Annotated in this window: 17 protein-coding genes; 10 read left to right on the top strand and 7 right to left on the bottom strand. The window is 75.4% G+C overall.

Annotation, left to right across the window (positions count from 1 at the left end):
* Positions 1-10: 10 nt before the first annotated feature.
* The 4 genes from qcrB to ctaE all read right to left on the bottom strand — a co-directional run bounded on the left by qcrB (position 11) and on the right by ctaE (position 4,355).
* Positions 11-1,672, bottom strand: a complete 1,662-nt coding sequence (gene qcrB, locus BLW63_RS10785; protein WP_091155262.1) for a cytochrome bc1 complex cytochrome b subunit — start codon at positions 1,670-1,672, stop codon at positions 11-13.
* Positions 1,672-2,784 carry a cytochrome bc1 complex Rieske iron-sulfur subunit gene (gene qcrA, locus BLW63_RS10790; RefSeq protein WP_211517077.1) on the bottom strand — a complete coding sequence of 371 codons (1,113 nt, stop codon included), beginning with the start codon at positions 2,782-2,784 and terminating at the stop codon, positions 1,672-1,674. The genes qcrB and qcrA overlap by 1 nt, the downstream gene beginning before the upstream one ends.
* A gap of 64 nt (positions 2,785-2,848) precedes the next feature.
* The gene (gene qcrC / locus BLW63_RS28560; RefSeq protein ID WP_091155266.1) at positions 2,849-3,736 is read right to left on the bottom strand and encodes a cytochrome bc1 complex diheme cytochrome c subunit; all 888 of its coding nucleotides are present in this window, start codon (positions 3,734-3,736) and stop codon (positions 2,849-2,851) included.
* 7 nt (positions 3,737-3,743) lie between these two features.
* A complete protein-coding gene (gene ctaE, locus BLW63_RS10800) occupies positions 3,744-4,355 on the bottom strand; it encodes an aa3-type cytochrome oxidase subunit III (RefSeq protein ID WP_091156132.1) in 612 nt (203 codons plus the stop codon).
* A 130-nt stretch (positions 4,356-4,485) separates the two neighbouring features.
* Here ctaE and BLW63_RS10805 point away from each other — a divergent pair, with 130 nt between their 5' ends.
* Complete coding sequence (locus tag BLW63_RS10805) at positions 4,486-4,902, top strand: response regulator (protein ID WP_091155270.1); 417 nt, start codon at positions 4,486-4,488, stop codon at positions 4,900-4,902.
* Positions 4,899-5,942, top strand: a complete 1,044-nt coding sequence (trpD, locus tag BLW63_RS10810) for an anthranilate phosphoribosyltransferase (protein ID WP_091155273.1) — start codon at positions 4,899-4,901, stop codon at positions 5,940-5,942. Before BLW63_RS10805 ends, trpD begins: the two co-directional genes overlap by 4 nt.
* Before the next feature lie 115 nt (positions 5,943-6,057).
* On the opposite strand, the gene BLW63_RS10815 is transcribed toward trpD, so the two are convergent.
* Both BLW63_RS10815 and BLW63_RS10820 read right to left on the bottom strand, forming a co-directional pair.
* Positions 6,058-6,336 (bottom strand): Lrp/AsnC family transcriptional regulator, encoded by a 279-nt coding sequence (locus BLW63_RS10815; protein WP_091155277.1) that lies wholly within the window; start codon positions 6,334-6,336, stop codon positions 6,058-6,060.
* A 129-nt stretch (positions 6,337-6,465) separates the two neighbouring features.
* Positions 6,466-8,319 carry a DEDD exonuclease domain-containing protein gene (locus BLW63_RS10820; RefSeq protein WP_244522496.1) on the bottom strand — a complete coding sequence of 618 codons (1,854 nt, stop codon included), beginning with the start codon at positions 8,317-8,319 and terminating at the stop codon, positions 6,466-6,468.
* A 177-nt stretch (positions 8,320-8,496) separates the two neighbouring features.
* On the opposite strand from BLW63_RS10820, the gene BLW63_RS10825 reads away from it, so the two are divergent.
* From BLW63_RS10825 to BLW63_RS10840, 4 genes are all read left to right on the top strand, one after another.
* Entirely contained in the window at positions 8,497-10,227 is a 1,731-nt protein-coding gene (locus BLW63_RS10825; protein WP_091155283.1) for a D-alanyl-D-alanine carboxypeptidase family protein, read from the top strand.
* A gap of 96 nt (positions 10,228-10,323) precedes the next feature.
* Entirely contained in the window at positions 10,324-10,668 is a 345-nt protein-coding gene (locus tag BLW63_RS28565) for a hypothetical protein (protein ID WP_091155286.1), read from the top strand.
* A gap of 334 nt (positions 10,669-11,002) precedes the next feature.
* Positions 11,003-12,289, top strand: a complete 1,287-nt coding sequence (locus BLW63_RS10835; protein WP_091155289.1) for a M48 family metallopeptidase — start codon at positions 11,003-11,005, stop codon at positions 12,287-12,289.
* Entirely contained in the window at positions 12,286-13,407 is a 1,122-nt protein-coding gene (locus tag BLW63_RS10840; RefSeq protein WP_091155292.1) for a glycosyltransferase family 4 protein, read from the top strand. The genes BLW63_RS10835 and BLW63_RS10840 overlap by 4 nt, the downstream gene beginning before the upstream one ends.
* A 74-nt stretch (positions 13,408-13,481) precedes the next feature.
* Here BLW63_RS10840 and BLW63_RS10845 read toward each other — a convergent pair whose 3' ends face one another.
* Complete coding sequence (locus tag BLW63_RS10845; RefSeq protein WP_091155296.1) at positions 13,482-15,275, bottom strand: AMP-dependent synthetase/ligase; 1,794 nt, start codon at positions 15,273-15,275, stop codon at positions 13,482-13,484.
* A gap of 156 nt (positions 15,276-15,431) precedes the next feature.
* Here BLW63_RS10845 and BLW63_RS10850 point away from each other — a divergent pair, with 156 nt between their 5' ends.
* From BLW63_RS10850 to BLW63_RS10865, 4 genes are read left to right on the top strand one after another with little or no spacing between them, the layout of a single operon-like run.
* On the top strand, positions 15,432-15,866 hold the full coding sequence (locus BLW63_RS10850; protein ID WP_091155300.1) for an SRPBCC family protein: 435 nt from the start codon (positions 15,432-15,434) through the stop codon (positions 15,864-15,866).
* 7 nt (positions 15,867-15,873) lie between these two features.
* Positions 15,874-17,031, top strand: coding sequence for an ArsA-related P-loop ATPase (locus tag BLW63_RS10855; protein WP_091155303.1), 1,158 nt, complete (start codon positions 15,874-15,876; stop codon positions 17,029-17,031).
* Positions 17,028-17,345, top strand: a complete 318-nt coding sequence (locus BLW63_RS10860) for a hypothetical protein (protein WP_091155307.1) — start codon at positions 17,028-17,030, stop codon at positions 17,343-17,345. The genes BLW63_RS10855 and BLW63_RS10860 overlap by 4 nt, the downstream gene beginning before the upstream one ends.
* Positions 17,346-17,351: 6 nt before the next feature.
* Positions 17,352-18,347, top strand: a complete 996-nt coding sequence (locus BLW63_RS10865; RefSeq protein WP_091156136.1) for an ROK family glucokinase — start codon at positions 17,352-17,354, stop codon at positions 18,345-18,347.
* The last annotated feature ends 40 nt before the right edge of the window (positions 18,348-18,387 follow it).

Genomic DNA, 18,387 nt, shown 5'->3' on the forward strand with positions numbered 1-18,387 from the left:
GGGTCCTTCGTCAGTCGCGCGGCTCCTGCGGCCGGCCACCGTCGGAGGGGCGCCCGGAGGTGGTGAGCTCCCGGGACTCCGCGGCGGCGAGACCGTGCTCGTCGCGACGCTGCTCGAGCTCGACCTGCGCCGGCTCCTCGATCGGCTTGAAGAACCCGCGGATGGCACGCCGCGCGCCACCGACCTGGTTCATCCGCTTGGGCACCGGAGCACCGCCGTAGGCCAGCTCGCCGTGGCCGTGCTCGTCGACCGGGCCGAGGGGCTGGTGCACCTCGATGAACTCGCCGTGCGGCAGCCGCCGGATGACACCGGTCTCCAGGCCGTGCTCCAGGACCTCCCGGTCGTGCTTCTGCAGGCCGAGGCAGATCCGGTACGTGAGCACGTAGACGATCGGGGGCAGGATCACCAGCCCGATGCGGCCGACCCAGGTCATCGCGTTGAGGCTGATGTCGAACTTCTCGGAGATGACGTCGTTGCCACCCGAGATCATCAGGACCACGTAGAAGGTGACGGCCATCATGCCCAGCGACGTCCGCACCGGGACGTCACGCGGACGCTGCAGCAGGTGGTGCGAGGCCGTGTCCCGCGTCAGCTTCCGCTCGATCATCGGGTACAGCGCCAGGAGCGTGAAGAGGATGCCCGGGAGCACCAGGGTCGGCCAGAACAGCGCCGGGATCGTGTAGTTGCCGGGCAGGTTGATGTCCCACGCCGGGAACAGACGCGTCGAGCCGTCGAGGAACATGACGTACCAGTCGGGCTGGGACGCCGCCGAGACCTGCGCCGGGTTGTACGGGCCCCACAGCCACACCGGGTTGATCTGCACCAGGCCACCGAGCGCGGCGCAGACGCCGAACACGATGAAGAACAGACCACCGGCCTTGCCGGCGAAGGCCGGGAACAGCCGGTTGCCGACCACGTTGTGCTCGGTCCGCCCCGGGCCGGGGAACTGGGTGTGCTTCTGCTTGACCAGGATCAGCAGGTGCAGGGCGATCAGCGCGAGGATGATCGCCGGGACGATCAGCACGTGCACGATGTACATCCGGCCGACGATGAACTCGCCGACGTAGTCGCCGTTGAAGACCGCCCAGTGCACCCAGGTGCCGACCACCGGGATCGCCAGGATGATCGCCGAGACGATCCGCAGCCCGGTGCCGGAGAGCAGGTCGTCGGGCATCGAGTAGCCGGTGAAGCCCATGGCGAACGACAGGACGAGCAGGGCGACGCCGATCAGCCAGTTCGTCTCGCGCGGACGCCGGAAGGCGCCGGTGAAGAAGATGCGCGTCAGGTGGACGACGATCGACGCGACGAACAGCAGCGCCGCCCAGTGGTGCAGCTGGCGCATGAACAGGCCGCCGCGGACGTCGAACGAGATGTACAGCGTCGACTCGTAGGCAGCCGACATCTCGGCGCCCCGCAGCGGCGCGTACGTGCCCTCGTAGACGACCTCCCGCATGGAGGCGTCGAAGAAGAAGGTCAGGTACGTGCCGGACAGCAGCAGGACGACGAACGAGTAGAGCGCGATCTCGCCGAGCAGGAACGACCAGTGGTCGGGGAAGACCTTGTTCAGCGTGCGCCGCAGCGGACCGGCGACGATCAGGCGGTCGTCGACCTCCAGCGCAGCCTTGCCCAGTGGCGTGGTCGGGACACCCGGCGCTGTGGCGGTGCGAGCCATCAGATGCGCTCCCGGTTCCAGTAGGTGGGGCCAACAGCTTCAATGTAGTCACTACGCGCAACGAAGAAGCCCTCGTCGTCGACGGTGATCGGCAGCTGCGGGAGGGGGCGGGTAGCCGGGCCGAAGACCGGCTTGGCGCCCTGGGTCACGTCGAACTGCGACTGGTGACACGGGCAGAGGATGCGGCTGGTCTCCTGCTCGTACAGCGAGACCGGGCAGCCGGCGTGCGTGCAGATCTTGGAGTAGGCCACGTAGTCGCCGTAGCCGAACTCCTCCTGGCCGGTGCGGGGCCGGTCGACCTGCACCTGCTCCGGGCGCAGCCGGATGAGCATCGTGGCGGCGTCGGACTCCCGGTTGCCCCCGGGGACCTCCGGGAAGACCGTCTCCAGCGAGCCGGGCTGCTGGTCGCCGGGACGGATCGGGCTGCCGTCGTCGCGGAGGAGGCGGACGCCCTCCCCCCAGCTCGTGGTGCCGAGCGGGTTGCCGGTGTTGGGGTTGCGGATCAGGCCGCCCAGCGGCATGAGCAGCATGAGCCCGACTCCGCCGCCCATGAACACCAGCGAGCGGGTGATGAGCTTGCGGCGGGCCAGGCCGCTGTTGTGCAGACCGCCGACGAGGGTCGCGCCGGTGGTGACCCGGTCGAAGTGCGACCCGTCGTGCTTGTCCTGGACGGCGGTCTCGTGCGGCAGCAGCTTCTTCGTGTACACCACCATGCCGACGCCGACCAGGATCAGGGCCAGCCCGCCGAGCGCCCCGATCATCGGGGTGAAGATGGCGCTCCAGCCGCCCTCGGTGATGGTCCACTGCCAGTCGGGCAGGAACCAGCCGGAGCCGACGTAGATGACGAACGCCGCGAACGCGGCCAGCCCCGCGAGGCCGAAGGTCAGGGCGACCTGGCGGACGGCCTGCCGCTCCACCGAGGAGCCCGGCTCGGGGCCCGGGTCGACGTGCAGCACCTGCACGTCGTCGTACCGGGCGCCCAGCAGGTCGAGCTCCTCGCGCGACAGGGTCGCGAGCTGCTCGGGGGTGTAGTCGTCGTCCGGACCGCCGTGCAGGGGGCCGGGGACGTCCGCGCCGCCGGTGCTCCCGGGGGCCGATTCGCGCGTGCTCACGCTTCCTCCTCGCCGACAGCCGTGGTCAGCGCTCGTGGTGCCGTGGTGGAGATGGTGCGCGTGCTCACGCCTTGCTGCCCATCCAGAAGATGCCGAACAGCAGCGCGGCGACGCCGACGACCCAGATGACGACGCCCTCGGCGACCGGGCCGATGCGGCCGATGCCGGCACCGCCGGGGTCGGCCTGCGCCTTGATCGTCTGCACGTAGTTGACGATGGCGCGCTTCTCCTCGGGGGTCAGCTGGTTGTCCCCGAAGACCGGCATGTTCTCCGGGCCGGACAGCATCGCCGTGTAGATCTCGAGGTCGTTGGCGTCCTCGAGGCTGGGCGCCCGCTTGCCGGAGGAGAGCGCGCCGCCCTCGCCGACGAAGTTGTGGCAGGACGCGCAGTTGAGGCGGAACAGCTCGCCGCCCTCGGTGAGGTCGCCTTCACGCAGGTCGCCGGAGGGGAGCGTGGGACCGCCGCCGTTGGCCTGGACGTAGGCCATGAGCTGGTCGATCTCCTCGTCGGAGAAGACCGCCGGCTTATCGGGGGCCTGGGCCTCCTGGCGGACCAGTGGCATGCGGCCAGTGTGCACCTGGAAGTACACGGCGGCCTCGCCGACGCCGATGAGCGAGGGGCCGCGGGTGGGCACGCCCTCGAGGTTCTCGCCGTGGCAGGTGATGCAGCTGCGCTCGTACAGCTCGCGGCCGGCGGCCTCGGCCGAGGACTCGGTGGCGCCGCTCTCCTCGGTCGCCTGCGCGGGGGAGAGCGCCGAGTACAGCGTGCCGGTGAGCACCAGCGCGGCCATCAGGCCGGCCACGTTGGCGACGCGGCGACGGTGCTTGGAACGGCGACGGGCGCGCGCCGCGGCGGCGGGGGACCCGTCGGCGGGACGGCGGGACCAGCGGCGGAGGCCGCGGGGCGCCCCCTCGTCGGACGGGGCGTCGGACTGCGGGTTCGTGGTGGACACCGGTTCCCTAGCGGATCAGGTAGATCGTGGCGAAGAGCCCGATCCACACGACGTCGACGAAGTGCCAGTAGTAGGAGACCACGATCGCTGAGGTCGCCTGTGCCGGCGTGAAGCGGCCCATGGTGGACCGGATGAGCAGGTACACGAAGGCGACGAGGCCCCCGATGACGTGCAGGCCGTGGAAGCCGGTCGTCAGGTAGAAGACGGATCCGTAGGTGCTGGAGGAGATCGTGGTGCCCTCCTCGACGAGCTGGATGTACTCGAAGCCCTGCCCGAGGACGAAGGTCAGGCCCATCAGGAAGGTGATCGTGAACCAGCGCCGCAGGCCGTAGACGTTGCCCTGCTCGGCCGCGAAGACGCCGAGCTGGCAGGTGACGGAGGAGGCCACCAGGATGATCGTGAACGTCAGCGCGTAGGGCAGGTTCAGCTCGGTCGGCTCCGGTGGCCACCCCTCGAGGGCCCGGGCGCGCGCCGTGAAGTACATGGCGAACAGACCGGCGAAGAACATCAGCTCGCTGGAGAGCCAGATGATCGTGCCGACGCTCACCAGGTTCGGTCGGGTCAGCGAGTGCACCCGGGAGGTGTCGAAGGTGCCGCTCGCCAGGGGAGCCGTTGTCACGAGGCCCATCATGGCATCGCTCCAGGCAAGGCCACGACCGCGGGTGCGATCTCGGCGGCGCCGTGACCTCCTCGATACCGAGTCCCCGCGCTGCCTGGTCGGCGGCCCCGCTGCCACTACGCTCGGCGCCGTGAGCAACGCCGCCCCGGCCACCGTCCTGGTCTACAGCTCCCGGCCCGACGTACGGGCCGCCGTGCGCACCGCCGTGGGCCGCCGCCCGGCCGCCGACGTGGGGCCGCTGACCTGGGTCGAGTGCGCCACGGGCGAGGACGTCGTCGACACCGTGGACGCCGGCGGGGTGGACCTGTGCATCCTCGACGGCGAGGCGCAGCCGACCGGCGGCCTGGCGCTGGCCCGCCAGCTGACCGTGGAGGTGGCCGACCGCCCGGCGCTGTGCGTGCTCGTCGCGCGCCAGCCCGACCGCTGGCTGGCGCACTGGTCGCAGGCGGACGCCACCCTGCCGCTCCCGGTCGACCCGCTGACCGCCCCCGCCGTCGTCGCCGGCCTGCTGCGGGACCGGGTGGGACGGCGCCCGGTCGCCCGGTGAGCGCCGGCCGGACCTGGGCGGCGCTGCTCAACCGCCTGCTCGCCCGCGAGGATCTCGCCGCCGAGGACACGACGTGGGCCATGCGCGAGGTGATGACCGGTGAGGCCACGCCCGCGCAGATCGCCGCCTTCGCCGTCGCGCTGCGGGCCAAGGGCGTGGCGCCGCAGGAGCTCGGCGGGCTGGCCGCCGAGATGCTCGCCCAGGCGACGCCGGTGGAGCTGCCGCTGACCTCCGTCGACATCGTCGGCACCGGGGGCGACGGTGCGCACACGGTCAACATCTCCACGATGGCCGCGGTCGTCACGGCGGCCGCCGGGGTGCCGGTCGCCAAGCACGGCGGCCGCGCGGCGTCGTCGTCCTCCGGGGCCGCCGACGTGCTCGAGGCCCTCGGCGTGGTGATCGACCTGCCCGCGCCGGCGGTGGCGCGCTGCGTCGAGGAGGCCGGCATCGGGTTCTTCTTCGCGCCGGTGTTCCACCCGGGCATGCGGCACGCGGCCGTCCCCCGGCGGGAGATGGGCATCGCGACGGTCTTCAACTTTCTCGGGCCGCTGACCAACCCCGCGCGCCCGGCGGCGGCCGCCATCGGGGTCGCCGACGCCCGCATGGCGCCCGTCGTCGCCGAGGTGCTCGCCGCGCGCGACGTGCGGGCGCTCGTCTTCCGGGGGGACGACGGCCTCGACGAGCTGACGACGGCGACGACGTCCTCGGTGTGGGTGGTGCGCGGCGGTGAGGTGGAGCCCGACCGGGTCGACCCCTCGGCGCTGGGCATCGCACAGCCGCCGGCGGACGCGTTGCGGGGCGGCGACCCGGCGTTCAACGCCGACGTGTTCCGGCGGGTGCTGGCCGGCGAGCCCGGCCCGGTGCGCGACGCTGTGCTGCTCAACGCCGCCGCCGCGCTGGCCGCCTTCGCGGAGCGGCCCAGCCGGCTGCACGACGCGCTGGCCGCGGGACTGGAGCAGGCGGCGGCGGCGGTCGACGACGGGGGGGCGGAGGCCCGGCTGGCGCGCTGGGTGGAGACCAGCCGGGCGCTGCGGAGTTGAGAGAGGACCCTCTGCCCGCCACCGTGGAAGGACCCCGTCCTCCCCACCCTCGCAGGCTCGGGGCGGGCCCGGGACGGGGCCAGCGGCGGGACCCTGCAGGGGCCGGGATGGGCCGCTATTCGAGGCCGATGGAGAACGCGGCCTCGAGGTCGTGCCGCGAGTAGGCGCGGAACGCGATGTGGGTCTCGGTCTCGAGCACCCCGGGCACCTTGTTGATGCGCCCGGCGATCACCTCGGCCACCTGCTCGAACTCGCGGACCCGGACGATCGCGATGAGGTCGACCTCGCCGGCGGTGGAGTAGACCTCGCTGACCCCGTCGAGCTCGGCGACGGCCTCGGCCACCTCGGGGATCGCGTCGGTGGCCGCGTCGATCATGACGATGGCGGTGATCACGCCGGGGATGCTAGAAGGACCCCGCTGCCCCCCACCACTCGCTCCGCTCGCGGCGGGTCCCTGCAGCGGGGGCGTTCCGGCACGTCACCGGCTCGGCGCGGGCCCCTGCAGGAGAGCCGTTCCAGCAGGTCACCGGCTCATGGCGGCCCCGGGGGAGACCCGCTCGGGCCGGGCCCGGGTGCCCAGCGAGCGGCCGTCGGCGAACGGGTCGCGCCCGGCGCGGCCGGCCTCCACCCGGTCGAGGAAGCCGGTGTAGCCGCCCGTGCCGGGGACCGGGCAGGCCAGCGTGCCGTCGACCTGCACCAGTCGGGTGCCGGGCTTCTCCATCCAGCGCAGCACCAGCTCGGTCTCGTCGACCGAGGCGGCCAGCTCGCCGTCAGGGCCGACCGGCGTCTCCGCCGTCGCCAGCAGCCCCTCGAGGGTGGCCCGCACCGAGACGCCGCGGGCCGCGCACCCGGCGGCCACCAGCCGCCCCCGGCGCACGACGGACAGTTGCCAGCCGCCCTCGCCGTCCGGGCGGGCCAGCACCAGCTCGGTCACCGCGGCGAGGGACTCCAGCCGCTGCCGCCGCCGCACCGCGCGCACGAGGGTGGCGACGCGGTCGCGCAGCACGGCGGCGTCCTCGTAGCGCTCCTCGCCGGCCAGCCGCTCCACCCGCCCCAGCAGCGGAGCCAGGAGCCCGTGCGGGTCGGCGGCCACCGCGGTGCGGAGGACGGCGGCGACCGCCCCGTACTCCTCGACCGACTGGGCGCCGGTGCACGGCGCTCCGCAGCGGCCCATGCCGGCCAGCGCGCAGGCGGTGCCGAGCACCCGCACCGACAGCCGGCCGGTGCACTGGCGCAGCGGCAGCGACTCGTGGACGGCGGCCACGGCGGCGTCGGCCGCGCGCCGGTCGGGGAAGGGCCCGAGGAAGACCCCGGCGCCCGGCCGCACGCGGCGCACCACCGACAGCCGCGGGAAGGGCTCCTCGGTCAGCCGCACCCACAGCGCGCGCTCGGGGAAGCGGGAGCGCCGGTTGTAGCGCGGTTTGTGCTCGGCGATCAGCCGCAGCTCGCGGACCGCGGCCTCGAGGTCGTGCGCGCACGGGATCGCGTCCACGCGCTGGGCGAGCGCCACCATCTCGGTCATCCGGCTGCGCTGCTCGCCCGCGGTGAAGTAGCTGCGCACCCGGCTGCGCAGGTCGGTCGACGTCCCGACGTAGAGGGGCTCGTCGCGGGGGCCGCGGAACAGGTAGACGCCCGGGCCGTGCGGGACGTCGTCGGCCAGGTGCCGCTTGCGCAGCCGCTCGGGGTCGACCTGCCGGGTGAGGCCGGTCAGCTCCTCGAGGGTGGTGATGCCCAGCGGGCCCAGCCGCTCGAACAGCCCGTGCAGCACGTCGACGGTGGCGCGGGCGTCGGCCAGCGCGCGGTGGCAGGGCTCGGTGCTGGTGCGGAAGTACGGCGCGAGGGTGGCCAGCTTGCAGTTGGGCACCTCGTCGCGGGTGAGCAGCCGGCGGGCGAGGACGGCGGTGTCGACCGAGGCCGTGGCCGGCCAGGGGATGCCGTTCTCCGCGCAGGCGGCCCGCAGGAAGCCGAGGTCGAAGGGGGCGTTGTGGGCGACCAACACCGCGCCGCGGGCGAACTCGAAGAAGTGCGGCAGGACGGCGCCGATCCGCGGGGCCGCGGCGACCATCGTCGAGGTGATCCCGGTGAGCACGCTGATGTAGGGCGGGATCTCGCAGCCGGGGTCGACGAGGGTCTGGAACTCGCCGAGCACCTCCCCGCCGCGCACCTTGACCGCCCCGATCTCGGTGATCGCGCAGTCCTTCGGCGAGCCGCCGGTGGTCTCCAGGTCGACCACGACGAAGGTGACCTCCGCCAGCGGGGTGCCGAGCTCGTCGATGGTGGCCTGCTCGTAGCGGGGCAGCCCGGCGGCGGCGCGGGCCGCCGTCCCGGCCAGGCGAGCGGGGGAGAGCGGCACCGGCCGGGCGGGGGAAGGGCGCACGGGCGGACGGTAGGTCGCGGTGCTGACAGTCCCGGGGACGCGCGCCGGGTCCGGGGCGGGCGGGGGAGACCTCGCTCGTCCGGGGGGAACGGTCCGACGTGCCCTGGTGGGGGGCGCCTGACCCCCGACACCATCTCGTCGTCGGACCGCTGCGGTCCCGAGCCGCAGAGGTGGTCGATGCACTCGCTCCCCCGGTCCCGCGTGGTGGCGGCCCTGTCGCTGGGCGTCGTCGCGCTCGCCGTCGTCCTGCTGCCGACCGCGCACGCGGGAGCCGACCCGACGGGCTCGGGCGTCGCGACCGCCAGCCTGCTGGACAGCCCCGAGCTCGACGAGTTGCAGCGGCGCGCCGCCGGTGTGCAGGCCGAGCTGCAGGAGCGGCAGTCCCGGGTCCTCGCGGCCCGGGAGGCCCTCGCCGCTGCCGAGGCCGCCGCGGCGCAGGCGGAGGCCGACATCGTCGCGGCGGACGCCGACCTCGCGCGGGCGCGGGCCGAGGTGGCCCGGCACGCCTCGGCGGTGTACCGGGACGCGGGCGAGGTCACGCCGCTGTCGGTGCTGCTGTCCGGTGGTGGTCCCGGGGACGTCGTCGCCGCGGCGGGCCTGCTCGACGCGGCCGAGCAGCACGCGGCCGCGGTGGTCGGCGCGGCGGAGCGTCGACGGCAGGAGGCGGCGGCGCGGCGGGCGGAGGCGGAGCGGACGCGGGAGACCGCCCGTGCGCGAGCGGGAGAGCTCACGACCGAGACCGCCGAGCTGGAGGCGGCCGCGGCCGCGGCGAGCCGGGACCTGGAGGCCGCCGTCGCCGCCGTCGACCGGCAGCTGGGCCGGCAGCGGGAGGAGCAGCGGGCGGCCGGCCGGCAGGCGGCTGCCGACTGGCACGGGTACCTCGCCGAGCTGGCCGCGGCCGGCGTCGCGCCGCCGCCCGCCGCGGCGCTGCGCGACCCGGCGGCGGGCCTGCCCGACGGGCTGGTGCCGGTGCCGGCGTCCGGCGGCGGCGTGCAGGCCGGGGCGGCCCAGCTGCCCGGCGGACCGGGTCCCCTGGTCGTCCCCTCCGCCGAGGCGGTCGCCGCGGTCAGCGCCGCGGTTGACGCCCTGGAGCTGCCCTACGCCTCCGGAGCGGCGGGGCCGGACGCGTGGTCCTGCGGATCGCTGGTGCACGCCGTCTACGCCTCGGTGGGGATCGACCTCCCGGACGACCAGGCGGGGCTCCACGCGAGGACCACGCCGGTCGACCCGGCCGACGTCCTCCCGGGGGACCTGGTCTTCCTCGGCGCCGGGCGGTCCGGTCCCGGCAACGTGGGCATCGCCCTCGACGGGCGGACGGTGCTGGCGGCCGACGCCCGCGCCGGTGCCGTGGTGGTCGGCCGTCCAGGGGCCGACCGGGTGCTCGGTGCCGGGCGGCCCAGCCTCGGGCTCCGCGCGGCCGCCCCCGCGACCGAACCGTCCGGCGGGCCGCTGCCCGTGGAGTGCGGCGACGTGCGGTACCCGCCCGAGACGTCCGGCGGGCGGGCGTGGGGCGGCTTCCCGAACGGGCTGGTCCCGCCGAGCGCGATGTGCCCGCCGGGGGTCGCCGGCCACCTGCTGCGCTGCGACGCGGCGGCGGCCTACCGGGCGATGAGCAGCGCCTACGCCGGCGTCTTCGGGACACCGCTGTGCCTCACCGACTCCTACCGGAGCTACGCCGGACAGGTGCAGCTGTACGGCGAGAAGCCGGCGCTCGCGGCGGTGCCGGGCACCAGCGACCACGGCTGGGGCCTGGCGGTCGACCTGTGCGGTGGCGTCGAGCGGTTCGGGACGGCGCAGTACGCGTGGATGGTCGCCAACGCCGGCCGCTTCGGCTTCCGCCACCCGCGGTGGGCCGACCCCGGCAACGGCCGCGAGGAACCCTGGCACTGGGAGTACGCCGGCGCCTGACCCGGAACTGTCGGTGCCCGCTCCTAGCGTCCTGCCCGGATCGACCGGAGCCACGGACGGCTTCCCCGACGAGGGTCGGCCAGCAGAGGAGTGGACGTGTACATCGACTGCGACACCTGCAGCGCCCGCGGCACCGGCTGCGGCGACTGCGTCGTCACCGTGCTCCTCGGGGCGCCGCCGGGCTGGCAGGGGAGCGACCCGACGGTGGTGCCGATGACCGGCCGGCAGGAGGACCGGCTGTCCGCCGAGGACGTCGTCGTGCTGCCGCCCGGGGTGGTCGTGGAGTTCGACGAGGTCGAGCGCCGCGCCGTGCAGGTGCTGGCGGACGCCGGTCTGGTGCCGCCGCTGCGCCACCGGCCCGCCACGCGGCCGGCTCCGGTCCGGCGGGCGGCACCGCAGCGTCGGGCCGGCGGCCCGGCCGTGGGACGGCGCACCGGGTGAGCGGGGTGCGACGGCGGTCCGTGCGCGTCGTGCGGGCGGCAGTCGACGTGGCGCCGACCAGAAGGGACCCCGAACCCACGGTCCGTGGTCACCGTCGGCCCACCGGCCGACACCGCGGCCAGGAGCCGTACCCGACGGGCGTGGAGCTCCTCCCGGGCCTCGTCGCGGAGGCCTCCGGCCCCCATTCCTCGACCCGACACCCGAGGGCCCTGCCCGGTCGCCGCTGAGCCGCTGTCCGTGTCCCGGTGGGGAGGTCCTCCCGACCCCCCGCGACCGGTCGACTCCGGCCAGGTGCCGTCCCGGCCGCCGTTCGGCCCGACCTAGGATCGGCCGCGTGAGCGAGGCGGGCGGGGTGGGCTCCCGCCGGGCCGCGCTGGTGGCCGCGGTCGTGCTCGGCGCCGCGCTCGTCGTCGTCCTGGTGGTCGTCACGCCGTGGGCCCTGCTGCCCGACCCGGCCGGCGGCCGCACTCCGGCGGACCCGTCGTCGGTCCTGCCGCCGGAGCTCCTGGCCCGGGCCGAGGCCTACGCCGGCGCGCTGCGCCCGGCCTCGCTGACCTCGCTGCTGCTGGGCCTGGCGGTCTCCGCCGCGCTGGGGCTGACCCCGCTCGGGGCACGGCTGGTGCGGACGGTGGCGGGACCGTTCGGCGGCGGGCGGGTCGCCCAGGTGCTTCTCGGCACGGCGGCGGTGGTGGTCCTCGGCCGGCTGGCCACCCTGCCGGTGTCGGCGTACGCGGAGGTGGTCCGCCACCGGTACGGCATCTCGACCCGGAGCTGGGGGCTGTGGCTGCGCGACGTCGCGGTCTCGACCGCCATCGGCGCCGCGGTCACCGCTCTGGCGCTGCTGTCCCTCCTCTGGCTGGTGCGGCGGGCGCCGCGCACCTGGTGGGCGTGGGGTGCGGCGGTGGCGGCCGGCTTCGTCGTCGTCGGGTCGTTCCTCTACCCGGTGGTCATCGAGCCGGCGTTCAACCGCTTCGCGCCGCTGCCCGCCGGTGAGCTGCGCACCGAGCTGCTCGCCCTGGCGCAGGAGAACGGCACGCCGGTGCAGGACGTGCTGGTCTCCGACGCCTCCCGGCGCACGACGGCGCTCAACGCCTACGTCTCCGGCTTCGGCTCGACCCGCCGCATCGTCCTCTACGACACGACCCTCGAACGCCTGCCCGACGAGGGCGTCGAGTCGATCGTCGCGCACGAGCTCGGCCACGTCGTCCACCGCGACGTGCTCACCGGCACGCTGGTCGGGGCACTCGGGGCCGGGGCCGCCGTGGCGCTGTCGGGCTGGCTGCTCTCCTGGACGCCGCTGCTGCGCCGCGTGGGCGCGCGGTCGCCCGCCGACCCGGCCGTCGTCCCGCTGCTGCTGCTCCTGCTGTCGGTGGGCGGGCTGCTGAGCACACCGGTGCAGAACCTGGTCTCCCGGCAGGTGGAGACGCGGGCGGACCTGCGCGCGCTCGACCTCACCGGGGACGCCGGGGCGTTCGCCTCGATGCAGCGCGGGCTGGCCGCCACCAACCTCAGCGACCCGGACCCGCCCGCGGCCTGGCAGTGGTTCTTCGGCTCGCACCCGACCGGCGCGCAGCGGATCGCCTTCGCGGAGGACTGGCGGCGGCTGGCGGACGCCGGGTGAGGACGCTGGTCGTCACCAACGACTTCCCGCCGCGCCAGGGCGGCATCCAGACCTTCGTCGCCGCGCTGCTGGCCCGCCGCCCGCCCGAGTCTCTGGCGGTGCTCGCCTCCCGCTCGCCCGGCTGGGAGGCCCACGACGCCGCCCTGCCCTACGAGGTGGTCCGGCACCCGACGGGCGTGCTGCTGCCCACGCCCGGGGTGGCCCGCGCCGCGGCCGGGCTGGCCCGCCGGCACGGCTGCGGCACCGCCTTCTTCGGCGCCGCGGCTCCGCTGGGCCTGCTCGCGCCGGCGCTCCGGGACGCCGGGGTGCGGCACCTGGTCGGCGCCACCCACGGCCACGAGACCGGCTGGGTGGCGCTGCCCGGCGCGCGGCAGCTGATGCGGCGGATCGCCGCCGGCCTCGACGTGCTGACCTACATCAGCGACTACACCCGCGACCGGCTGGCGCCGGCAGTGGGCGGGGTCACCCGCATGGCGCAGCTGTCGCCCGGCGTGGACGTCGACCGCTTCACCCCGGACGTCGACGGGGCGGCCGTCCGGGCGCGGTACGGGCTGGGCGATGCGCCCGTCGTCGCCTGCGTGTCGCGGCTGGTGCCCCGCAAGGGCCAGGACGTGCTGGTCGCGGCCTGGCCGCGGGTGCTGGCCCGGCACCCCGGGGCGCGGCTGCTGCTGGTCGGCGGCGGCCCGCTGGAGGACCGGCTGCGCCGGGAGGTGGCCGCGCGCGGGCTGACGGGCTCCGTCGTCCTCACCGGGCCGGTGCCGCTGGAGGAGCTGCCCGACCACTACGCCGCCGGCGACGTCTTCGCCATGCCCTGCCGCACCCGCCGCGGTGGGCTGGACGTGGAGGGGCTGGGCATGGTCTACCTCGAGGCGGCGGCGTGCGGCCGGCCGGTGGTGGCCGGCACCTCCGGCGGCGCCCCCGAGACGGTGCAGGAGGGCGTCACCGGGCACGTGGTGGGCGACCCGCGGTCACCCGACGCGGTGGCCGCCGTGCTCACCGGGCTGCTCGACGACCCGGGGCGCGCGCGGCGGATGGGCGCGGCCGGCCGGGCGTGGGTCGAGCAGCGCTGGTCCTGGACGTCGATCGCCGACACCTTCGCCGGCCTCCTGCAGCCTTAGGCCCTCTGCAGGACCCGCGGCCCCGTCCTGGGCCCCGCCCCGAGCGTGCGAGGGGTGGAGAGGACGGTCCTCTGTCAGCGGTTGTAGAGGGCCTCCACCTCGGCGTCGAACTCCTTGAGCACCACGGACCGCTTGAGCTTCAGGCTCGGGGTCAGCATCCCGTTGTCCTCGGTGAAGTCGGTGCCCAGCACCTGGAACCTCTTGATCGCCTCGGCCTGGGAGACTGCCCTGTTCGCGTCGGCCACCGCGGCCTCGATCTCGGCGCGCACGTCGGGGTCCTCGGCCAGCTGGGCCGCGGTGAGGCCCTCGTCCTTGCCCCTGGATTGCAGCCACAGCGGCAGGGCCTCCTCGTCGAGGGTGACCAGCGCGGCGATGAAGGGGCGCTGGTCACCGACGACGATGCACTGGCTGACCAGGCGGTGGGCGCGCAGCCGGTCCTCGAGCACGGCCGGGGCGACGTTCTTGCCGCCGGCGGTCACCAGGATCTCCTTCTTGCGCCCGGTGATCTTCACGAAGCCGTCGGCGTCGATCTCGCCGAGGTCGCCGCTGTGGAACCAGCCGTCGGCGTCGATGGCCTCGCCAGTGGCGGCCTCGTTCTTCCAGTAGCCGCGCATCACGATGCCGCCGCGGATGAGGATCTCGCCGTCCTCGGCGATCGCGAAGCCGACGCCGGGCAGCGGGCGGCCGACGGTGCCGACGCGCAGCGCGTCGTCGTGGTTGACCGACGCGGCGGCGGTCGTCTCGGTCAGGCCGTAGCCCTCGAAGACGGGAACGCCGATGCCGCGGAAGAAGTGGCCCAGCCGCTCGCCCAGCGGGGCGCCGCCGGAGATGGCGCCCTGGCATCGGCCGCCGAGCGCGGCGCGCAGCCTGCCGTAGACGAGCCGGTCGAATAGCGCGTGCTGCGCACGCAGCGCCAGGCCGGGGCCGCCGGTGTCCTGGGCGCGCGACCAGTCGATCGCCACCTGGGCGGCCTTGTCGAAGATCTTGCCCTTGCCGTCGCCCTCCGCCTTGGCCTTGGCGCCGTTGTAGACCTTCTCGAAGACCCGGGGGACGGCGAGCACGAAGGTCGGCCGGAACTCGCCGAGGTCCTCGACCAGGTTCTTCACGTCCGGCGTGTGACCGATGACGGTGCGGGTCTTGACCGCGCCGACCTGCAGGACGCGGGCCAGCACGTGTGCCAGCGGGATGAAGAGCAGCAGCGAGCCCTCCGGGTTCATGAAGCGGCCCAGCAGGCTCATCCCGTTGCCGACCTCGAAGAGGAAGTTGCGGTGGGTGAGCTCGCAGCCCTTGGGCCGGCCGGTCGTGCCGCTGGTGTAGATCAGCGTCGCCAGGCTGTCGGCGGTCAGGGTCGCGCGGCGGGCGTCGAGCTCGCTGTCGGGGACGTCCTGGCCGGCGACGGTGAGGGTCCCGACGGCGTCGTCGTCGATGACGAAGACGGACGCGAGGTCCGGCGCCTGGTCGCGGACGGACTCGACGGCCGCGGCATGCTCGTCACGCTCCACCACGATGGCGGTGGCGCCGGAGTCGGACAGGATCCAGGCGACCTGGTCGGGGCTGGAGGTCTCGTAGATCGGGACGACGGCGCCGCCGGCGGTCCAGATCGCGAAGTCGAACACCGTCCACTCGTACCGGGTCTTGGCCTGCAGAGCGACGCGGTCCCCGGCGGCCACGCCGGCGGCGATCAGGCCCTTGGCGACGCCGCGGACCTCCTCGCCGAACTGCCGCCACGTCACGTCGACCCACCGGCCGTCGACCCGGCGCCGCAGGCCGGTGTCGTCGCCGTGTCGGGTGACGTTCTCGACCAGCATGTCGGTCAGGGCCTCGTCCGAGCCGACCTCGGTGGTCGCGGGGACGCTGAACTCGCGCACGCCTCGTCCTCTCCTGCCCGCCCGGTCCGGGCGCCGTCGCCCGGACCCCGACGCGGGGCCGTCCCGGAGAAATCTAGCCGCTGCTCACTACCCGTGAGTAGGGACAGCGGCCGTCGCAGCCCGCTCGGGTGAGGCCGAGCGGTTAGCCTGCTCCGCATGGCCGACCAGTCCACCCAGTCGATCACGGTGGCCGCACCACCGGCCGACGTCATGGCGGTGATCGCCGACTTCCCGTCCTACCCGGAGTGGGTGGCTGCGGCCAAGCGGGTCGATGTCCTCGAGGCCGGATCGGAGGGCCGGGCCCGCCGCGTGCACTTCGTGCTCGACGCCGGTGCGGTCAAGGACGACTACGTCCTCGAGTACACCTGGGAGGGCGACCGGCGGGTGTCCTGGCACCTGGTGCAGGGGCAGATGCAGAAGCGGCAGGAGGGTTCCTACGCCCTCGCCGAGACCGCGCCGGGCAGCACCGAGGTGACGTACACGATCGCGATCGACCTCTCCATCCCGATGCTCGGGATGATCAAGCGCAAGGCCGAGAAGGTCATCCTCGACACGGCCCTCAAGGAGCTCAAGAAGCGCGTGGAGGGCTAGGCGGCAGGTGCGCACGCTCCTCCTCACCGGCCCGGGTGGGGCCGGTACCTCGACCCTCGCGGCGGCCACCGCCGTCCGAGCGGCGGCCGCCGGCACCCGCACGCTGCTGCTCACCCGTCCCGGCCCGCGCCCCGCCGGGCTGGACGGCGTCCCCGGGCTGGCCGTGGCGTCGGTCTCGCCGCTGGCCGCGGCCGAGTCGCTGTGGACGTCGGCCGGTGACGCGCTGGGCGCCGTCCCCGGGCTCACGCCACCTCCGCCCACCTCGGTGGTGCCGCTGCCGGGGTCCGCGGAGCTGGCCCTGCTCGCCCGGCTGGCCCGCGCGGCCGCCGACGACGAGGCCGACACGGTGGTCGTCGACGCCGGCCCGCTGGAGGCGGGCACCGCGCTGGTCGGCCTGCCCGGGGCGCTGCGGTGGTGGCTGGACCAGGCACTGCCCACGCGGGTCCGGGTGCTCGGCGCCGTCCGGACCGCCGCGGTGCGCTCCGGTGCGGCGTCGCGCGGACCCGTCGACGCCGTCCTCGACGCCCTCCCGCCCCTGGAGGCGGCGCTGGACCGGCTGCCGCTGGACGACCCGGCCGCCACCGAGGTGCGGCTGGTCGCCGTGCCGCGGGCCGGCGCCGTCCCGGCGCTGCGCCGCGCGGTGACCGCGCTGGCGTTGCACGGCCAGCAGCCGGTCGCCGTCCTCGCCCGGGTGCTGCCGGACGGCGGCCGGGGGGAGTGGTGGGCGGTGCGCGCCGCCGAGCAGGACGCCGCCCTCGCCGCCCTCGCCGAGCTGGCCCCGCTGCGCCGCGTGACGGAGTCCGCGCGCGAGCCGGCGGAGGCCGCGGCGCTGGCCGCACTCCTGTCCAGCGGGGACGGCGTCGCGCCGGCCGCAGCCCTGGCCCCGTCGGTCGACCGGGCCGAGGGCGTCCGCCGGCTGGTGCTGCCGCTGCCCTGGGCAGAGCGCGCCGGCCTGGACCTGACCCGCTGGCAGGACGACCTGGTCGTGACCGTCGCCGGGACGCGCCGGTCCGTCCGGCTGGACTCACTGCTGCGCCGCTGCGTGGTCACCGGCGGCGCGCTCGCCGACGCGGGCACCGCACGGGCGCAGCTGGAGGTCTCCTTCACACCCGATCCGCAGCTGTGGCCGGCCGACCTGCTGGCCGCCGAGGGGAGCACACCATGAACGACGCACCGGACTGGGTCGAGCAGGCCCGCCGGCTGGTGACCGGGCTGGGCGAGACCCTCGGCTCGGCCCTGCGCGAACCCGACGCCGCCGGGGCCCATCCGACCGACTGCCGCTGGTGCCCGGTGTGCCAGGTGGCGGCCGTGGTGCGCGGCGAGCGCCCCGAGGTGACGAACGCGCTGGCCGACGTCCTCACCGCCGCTGCAGCGGCGCTGCGCACCGTCGCCGAGCGGGCCTCGGCTCCCGCGCCGGAGGCCGAGGCGGAGGAGCCCGTGGCGCCGGCCGCGCCGGTCCAGCACATCGAGATCGCCTGAGTGGCCGTGCAGACCCCCGCGGGCGACGCCGCCACGCTGCCCGCCCTGGGCATCGACATCGGCGGCACGAAGGTGGCCGGCGGCGTCGTCGCCCCGGACGGCACGGTCCTGGCGACCGCGCGGCGGGCCACCCCCGGCTCGTCGGTGGTGGAGACCGAGGACGCCATCGCCGCGGTGGTCGAGGTCCTCGCCCGCGGGCACGACGGGCCGCTGGTCGGCGTCGGCGTCGGCGCGGCCGGCTGGTTCGACCGCACCGGCGACACCGTGCTGTTCAGCCCGCACCTGGCCTGGCGGCACTCGACGCTGCGCAAGGACCTCGCCGCCCGGCTGCAGCGGCCGATGTGGGTGGGCAACGACGCCGACGCCGCGGCCTGGGCCGAGTACCGCTACGGCGCCGCCCGCGGGGCCGACCTCGCGCTCATGATCACCCTCGGCACCGGCATCGGCGGCGGCATCGTCATGGGCGGCCGGCTGCACCGCGGCTCGCACGGCGTCGCGGGGGAGTGGGGCCACATGCGCGTCGTCCCCGACGGGCGGCTGTGCGCGTGCGGCAACCGCGGCTGCTGGGAGCAGTACGCCAGCGGCACGGCGCTGGGGCAGACCGCGCGCGAGGTCGCCCGCAGCTCCCCGGCCGCGGCGGCGCTGCTCCTCGAACGGGTGGACGACGACCCCGACCGGCTCACCGGCGAGCACGTCGCGACCGCCGCCGCCGAGGGCGACCCGCTCGCGCTGGAGTTGCTCGCCGAGGTCGGCTCGTGGCTGGGGCAGGGGATCGCCGACCTCGCCGCCGTCCTCGACCCCGAGGTCGTCGTCATCGGCGGCGGGGTCAGCGTGCTCGGCGAGATGCTGCTCGGCCCGGCGCGCGAGCGGCTGGAGCGGGCGCTGCCGGGCCGCGGCTTCCGTCCCGGCCCGCGGGTCGTGGGCGCCCGGCTGGGCGCCCAGGCCGGGATCGTGGGCGCGGCCGACCTGGTCCGCCGCGCCGTCGCCGAGGGTCAGGCGTAGCAACCCTCGGCCTACCGGGCGACCTCGCGATCACACCGTC

It is taken from the genome of Geodermatophilus africanus, from assembly GCF_900107105.1.
GTDB classification, from domain to species: Bacteria; Actinomycetota; Actinomycetes; order Mycobacteriales; family Geodermatophilaceae; genus Geodermatophilus; species Geodermatophilus africanus.